The following is a 4,455-nucleotide window of genomic DNA, read 5'->3' as shown; positions in this document are numbered from 1 at the left end:
TGAACTTAGGAGGCTAAGTCAAGTGATTTTATCGCCTGAAACCCTTATTCTCTCGTTACCCCCCTGAACACTTACCACAAAAATCTGCCCTTTGAAACTCCGATCAACCTTGAAATAACCGTATTTAGCGAACACCTAGAAGTCAAAATTTGGGATATGGGAGAGCCTTTTGACCTCCAAGCTAAGTTGATTGAAGAATTACCAGTTATTTGGAGCGAGCTGGGGTTTATGCTGGACTAAAGCTGTTCTGTAATTGCCAGCTTTAAATTGACAAGAAAAAAATTTTTTGTGATGACTATTGATACTACTCCCAAGATTCTCGTTGTGGATGATGACCCATCCATCCGCACTCTAGTTCATCGTTTTTTAAATCAGAAATATCAAGTAGATTCGGCAGAAGATGGCGAGACGGCTTTAGAATTGTTTGAGGAATTCAAGCCAATGCTAGTAGTTCTCGATTGGAATTTGCCGGATACTACAGGCTATCATCTTTGCCAGGAAATGCAGCGCCGTACTAATGTTTTTGTGGTCATGCTAAGCAGCCGCACAGACGAAGCCGATCGACTTAAAGTCCTGTCTGCCGGTGCTGATGACTATATCTGCAAACCCTTTGGTTTGGCGGAGTTAGCAATTCGGATCGAAGTTGTGTTGAGACGGATGAGGCCTGTGAATCCATCACGGATTGTATTCGATCAATTTGCGATCGATTCAGCGCGTCGGGAAGCAACACTCAACGACCAAATTATCAAGTTAACAACCTTGGAATTTAAGATATTGTATTTTTTGGCAAGTCATTCTGGTCAATCTTGGAGTCGCCAACAGCTAATTGAAAAAATTTGGGGGGTGGAACTGCAACAGCACAGGAGAAGAGAAAGTTGTTAGCGTACATATCGGTCAGATTCGCAAGAAAATGATTGAAGTTGATGCTACAGGATCGCAGTTTATTAAAACTATTCGGGGTTACGGTTACAGGTTTGAGCCACCTTCGCCCCCTGCAATGGCAATTTACTAAGGATCGCGAATTAAATAATTTACACAAGTTTGTGGGGAGTAGAGGTTCGGCGTCCCGCCCGCCCTTTCTGGACGGGCGAGACGCCCATCCCACAATAAAATCACGCATTGCAGGTTATTTAATTCTCATTCCTAAGCTCATCGGCATTAACCACCTTATTTGGTGAAAAACCTATTTTCCCACCTGCCGTGGGGCAGGCAGATGCCTCCTAGAGCACGAACGCGATCGGGTAACATGAAGTATGCCCAAGCGGTGCCTAAAGGTTTGAGGTGTCGATCGAAGATTTCGATTTCCTGTCGCTGATATTCGTTTTGTGTCGGTTCCCGCAGCGGATGATAGTCTTCAAGTCGGTCTAAATCGTCCAAAATAGCCGAGTTTGCGAAACAGAGGAGAAAACCGCAGACTGTGCCATCTCCGGCCATCATCGCAGGATAGCCGATCGGCAGCGCAAAAAGTTGACCGCGGGCGATCGCGGGGCAAGCATCCACAACTTTTCCTTCGCAGTAGCGGAGGTAGTTGGACTCGCCCGGTTTGAGTGTGCCGTATACAAAGACTTTCATCGGGTAGGGCTTAACCGCTAGTTTTTGCTAACATAGATGGCTAAGCTAATAGTTTAAGTCTCGCGGGCGATCGCGACTGCAATCTTGATAAATTTCGTTGTTTACCCTTTCTTATAATTCATGACTGTAGCAGTTAGTTTTATTGCTTTTGGACTTCAGCCTGTGTACTTGAGCTCTTTTTTGCCGTCCCTGCCCCTGGACAGCTTGTTTTCTACTCAAGGGATTATGGTGATGCTGCTGGCCGCCTATGCCGGGGCGATGTGGATGTTTCTCACCAGTGCTCCGAAGGTACACACAGTGATGGTATCGGATCTCGGACAAGCCAGGGAGTTTTATGAAGGTATGCTAAACCTGCCAGTAGCAGAAGTGCCGCTGCACTACTACTACAATTACGAGCAAACTTTGGGCACAACTGGTATCGATCCGCTGTATTTGTCGCCGAATGTCGGGAGGGCAACGAGCACTCAAACGATGGGGATTCCCGAGGGTTTGTGGTATCAGTTGATGAAAAATACGCAGTTGCATATCATTAGCGGCGCCGGTGTAGGGGAAAAAAATCGCGAACGTCATGTTTGTTTCGATCGCGATTGTTTGGATCAGCTATTGATGAGGGTACAAACTCGCGGTATTAGTTATAAAATTCGCCGGGAAAAACCGCTGAATTTTTTGGTCAAGGATTACGACGGCCGAGTCATTGAAATGGCTGAGGTTAGTAATTAGATAAGACTCGGCGGTTGAAACCGATCCTATACAAACTTTCGTTCGCCGACGCGGACTAAAGAATAAAAGGGTATGAAAGCCGCATTTGGTATAAGATCCCAAGTTAGGAATGAGAATTAAATAACTTACAATTTTGATGGTTCTTGTGGGATGGGCGTCCCGCCCGTCCAGAAAGGGCGGGCGGGACACCCCACAATCTTGTGTAAATTATTTAATTCGCGATCCTTAGAAACCCGGTTTGTTGAAAAAACCGGGTTTCTTGTTTGTCAATTAATCTTGGCTTCCACGCTAGATTTTTCCGACGACGCCGCTGCTTTAATCTGTGAAATCGCCTTCCTGCTGAAGATTTGGAAATATATAGAAACAAAGAATTCTTTAACTGGGAAAACGAGAAAAGTCAAAGGATTAATTGTCACGATGATATTGCGGGCATCAGCTTTAGCTTGTTTGACAATTTGCTGCGCTACCCAGTCGGGAGACATGATGCCGATCGGGTTTAAGTTGCTTTTAAACGGCCCTAAAATCAATTTACGAACGATGCAGGGTGCGTCCAGCCGGCGCAGGGTGACTAAATCTCCCAGGGCTCGTTTGCTGAGTTCGTACAGGGGACTGACAGCGGGAATTACTTCTGCTTCGGAAGTGTTGATCCAGACTTCTTTGCAAGCGATGTTTTCGTTAGTGCGGACTGTTAAGAAAAAGAGTTCCATCAGCCGCCACGCGGAAAAAGTGTTAATTTCGTAGGAGTTTGCGATCGCCTCTCCTGTTCTTTCTCCCTGTACGTTAATCCCGTGATTGATTACAAGAATATCGATTTTTTCTAACAATACGGCTAAGTCTGCCTCTTGGCCAGCTTGCCAAGTTACTGTTTTTACTGGCAAATTTTCGCCGTCTACATTCAAAGTAATTTCCTCATTTCTAGAGGAGAGGGCGATCACTTTTGCACCAGCTTTGTGCAGGTGTTTGAGAAGCAAACGTCCTAAAGTTCCCGATGCACCGGTGACGGCTACAGTTTTGCCTTTGAGAGAAAGTGCTGTACCCATAAGTTTATCTATTAAGGTGAAAGTACCGCAATAGTAAGCATTTTGATTGTCGAAGTGATGCCGCCAGTGATAAGGTTTATTAACTAACCACTTGCCAGGGGGAGTCAGAAAGTCTCCCGGTTGGTGGGTGAGGTCGGTTAATTCGTCTGCGCCTTTGATGCCGCACGCGCGGGCGATCGCGCTCAACAAAAAGCCTAAAGTATAAATACAACCCGCTGCTGCGCCCCAGTGATATTCCGGCAGCCCAAAATAAGCTACAACCCACAGCAACAACCCCAAAATCATCATCGCCGCAGCTTCGGGTACGTCGTGACGCCAGTGTGCTTGCTTGTAAATTGTCTCGCTGACGGCTGTCAAATTCGGGCGGAAAACGCGGTGATGCCAAGTGTGCAGCTTTTGCAGGGGTGCCCAATAATGGGACACGACGTGATAAAAGTCTCGTATTATTTCTGCCCAGCAGACAGAAGCTATTGCCACAGCGCCGACTATCCAGTAATTTACCATGCTCGCACCAGTTTGAAATTTGAGATATTAGATATTGTCTGCTTTGAAAGATAGCTTAAAATGGCTTTTATTGCTAGTCTGGCAGTTGACTCAGGCGTTTTAAAATCTGCAAAACCCGGTACAATTCATTGCCGGGATTGGAAATAACAAATTCAGCCGATCGGGCATACTGGGGAGTTTCGCCTCTAACTAACTTGACAAAATTGAAGTTAGCACCTGTGGAAATCATTCCAAAAGTAGGATTTTCTGGATTCGGATATGCCAGCATATATGTCAGGAGTTGGGCAAGTGCTTCGTCAGTTGAAAACGAAAGTTGTTTGGATTCAATTACTGTTACCCACAAGTTTGCTTTCATAATTAAGATATCTATTCTGCCTTCGATGATTCTGCCTTCGTCTTCTTCTTGAATGGATCTCGACTTTTCGGCTTTGACTTGAAAAGGAGACTCATACAGACCGGCAATAAACAAAATGGGGCTGATGATTGTTAGCTTGACTGCATTTTCCAACACAGGCGGGTTGTCTACCAAGTTGAAGTATATGGGGTGCATCTCACTTTTGCAAATACATCAAGCGGAAAGTTGACCATTGAGATAAGCACAGCGCAGAGAAAGGATAGA

Annotated in this window: 6 protein-coding genes; 3 read left to right on the top strand and 3 right to left on the bottom strand. The window is 45.5% G+C overall.

From position 1 onward, the window contains the following. Positions 1 to 291: 291 nt before the first annotated feature. Both QUA40_RS27685 and QUA40_RS29190 read left to right on the top strand, forming a co-directional pair. Entirely contained in the window at positions 292 to 882 is a 591-nt protein-coding gene (locus tag QUA40_RS27685; RefSeq protein ID WP_333131766.1) for a response regulator transcription factor, read from the top strand. A gap of 28 nt (positions 883 to 910) precedes the next feature. Next, complete coding sequence (locus QUA40_RS29190; protein ID WP_445301206.1) at positions 911 to 1,012, top strand: hypothetical protein; 102 nt, start codon at positions 911 to 913, stop codon at positions 1,010 to 1,012. A gap of 155 nt (positions 1,013 to 1,167) precedes the next feature. Here the strand turns inward: QUA40_RS29190 and QUA40_RS27675 are convergent, their stop codons facing one another. Next, positions 1,168 to 1,572 (bottom strand): gamma-glutamylcyclotransferase, encoded by a 405-nt coding sequence (locus tag QUA40_RS27675; RefSeq protein ID WP_333131762.1) that lies wholly within the window; start codon positions 1,570 to 1,572, stop codon positions 1,168 to 1,170. Between the two features lie 120 nt (positions 1,573 to 1,692). Here QUA40_RS27675 and QUA40_RS27670 point away from each other — a divergent pair, with 120 nt between their 5' ends. Then, entirely contained in the window at positions 1,693 to 2,292 is a 600-nt protein-coding gene (locus QUA40_RS27670) for a glyoxalase-like domain protein (protein WP_333131760.1), read from the top strand. Between the two features lie 266 nt (positions 2,293 to 2,558). Here the strand turns inward: QUA40_RS27670 and QUA40_RS27665 are convergent, their stop codons facing one another. Both QUA40_RS27665 and QUA40_RS27660 read right to left on the bottom strand, forming a co-directional pair. Continuing rightward, positions 2,559 to 3,836: a bifunctional sterol desaturase/short chain dehydrogenase gene (locus QUA40_RS27665; RefSeq protein ID WP_333131759.1), complete on the bottom strand. Its 1,278-nt coding sequence runs from the start codon at positions 3,834 to 3,836 to the stop codon at positions 2,559 to 2,561. Positions 3,837 to 3,909: 73 nt separating this feature from the next. Then, on the bottom strand, positions 3,910 to 4,386 hold the full coding sequence (locus tag QUA40_RS27660) for a restriction endonuclease subunit R (protein ID WP_333131757.1): 477 nt from the start codon (positions 4,384 to 4,386) through the stop codon (positions 3,910 to 3,912). Positions 4,387 to 4,455: the final 69 nt, after the last annotated feature.

It is taken from the genome of Microcoleus sp. Pol11C3 (genome assembly GCF_036701485.1).
Classification (GTDB): domain Bacteria; phylum Cyanobacteriota; class Cyanobacteriia; order Cyanobacteriales; family Microcoleaceae; genus Microcoleus.
The sequence above is the reverse complement of the archived record's forward strand: the minus strand, read 5'-3'. Positions and strand labels throughout refer to the sequence as shown.

Bases quoted from the DNA above. Each gene is read 5' to 3' on its own strand.
- QUA40_RS27675 (WP_333131762.1), bottom strand. From the start codon at position 1,572: ATGAAAGTCTTTGTATACGGCACACTCAAACCGGGCGAGTCCAACTAC.
- QUA40_RS27670 (WP_333131760.1), top strand. From the start codon at position 1,693: ATGACTGTAGCAGTTAGTTTTATTGCTTTTGGACTTCAGCCTGTGTAC.
- QUA40_RS27660 (WP_333131757.1), bottom strand. From the start codon at position 4,386: ATGCACCCCATATACTTCAACTTGGTAGACAACCCGCCTGTGTTGGAA.
- QUA40_RS27685 (WP_333131766.1), top strand. From the start codon at position 292: ATGACTATTGATACTACTCCCAAGATTCTCGTTGTGGATGATGACCCA.
- QUA40_RS29190 (WP_445301206.1), top strand. From the start codon at position 911: ATGATTGAAGTTGATGCTACAGGATCGCAGTTTATTAAAACTATTCGG.
- QUA40_RS27665 (WP_333131759.1), bottom strand. From the start codon at position 3,836: ATGGTAAATTACTGGATAGTCGGCGCTGTGGCAATAGCTTCTGTCTGC.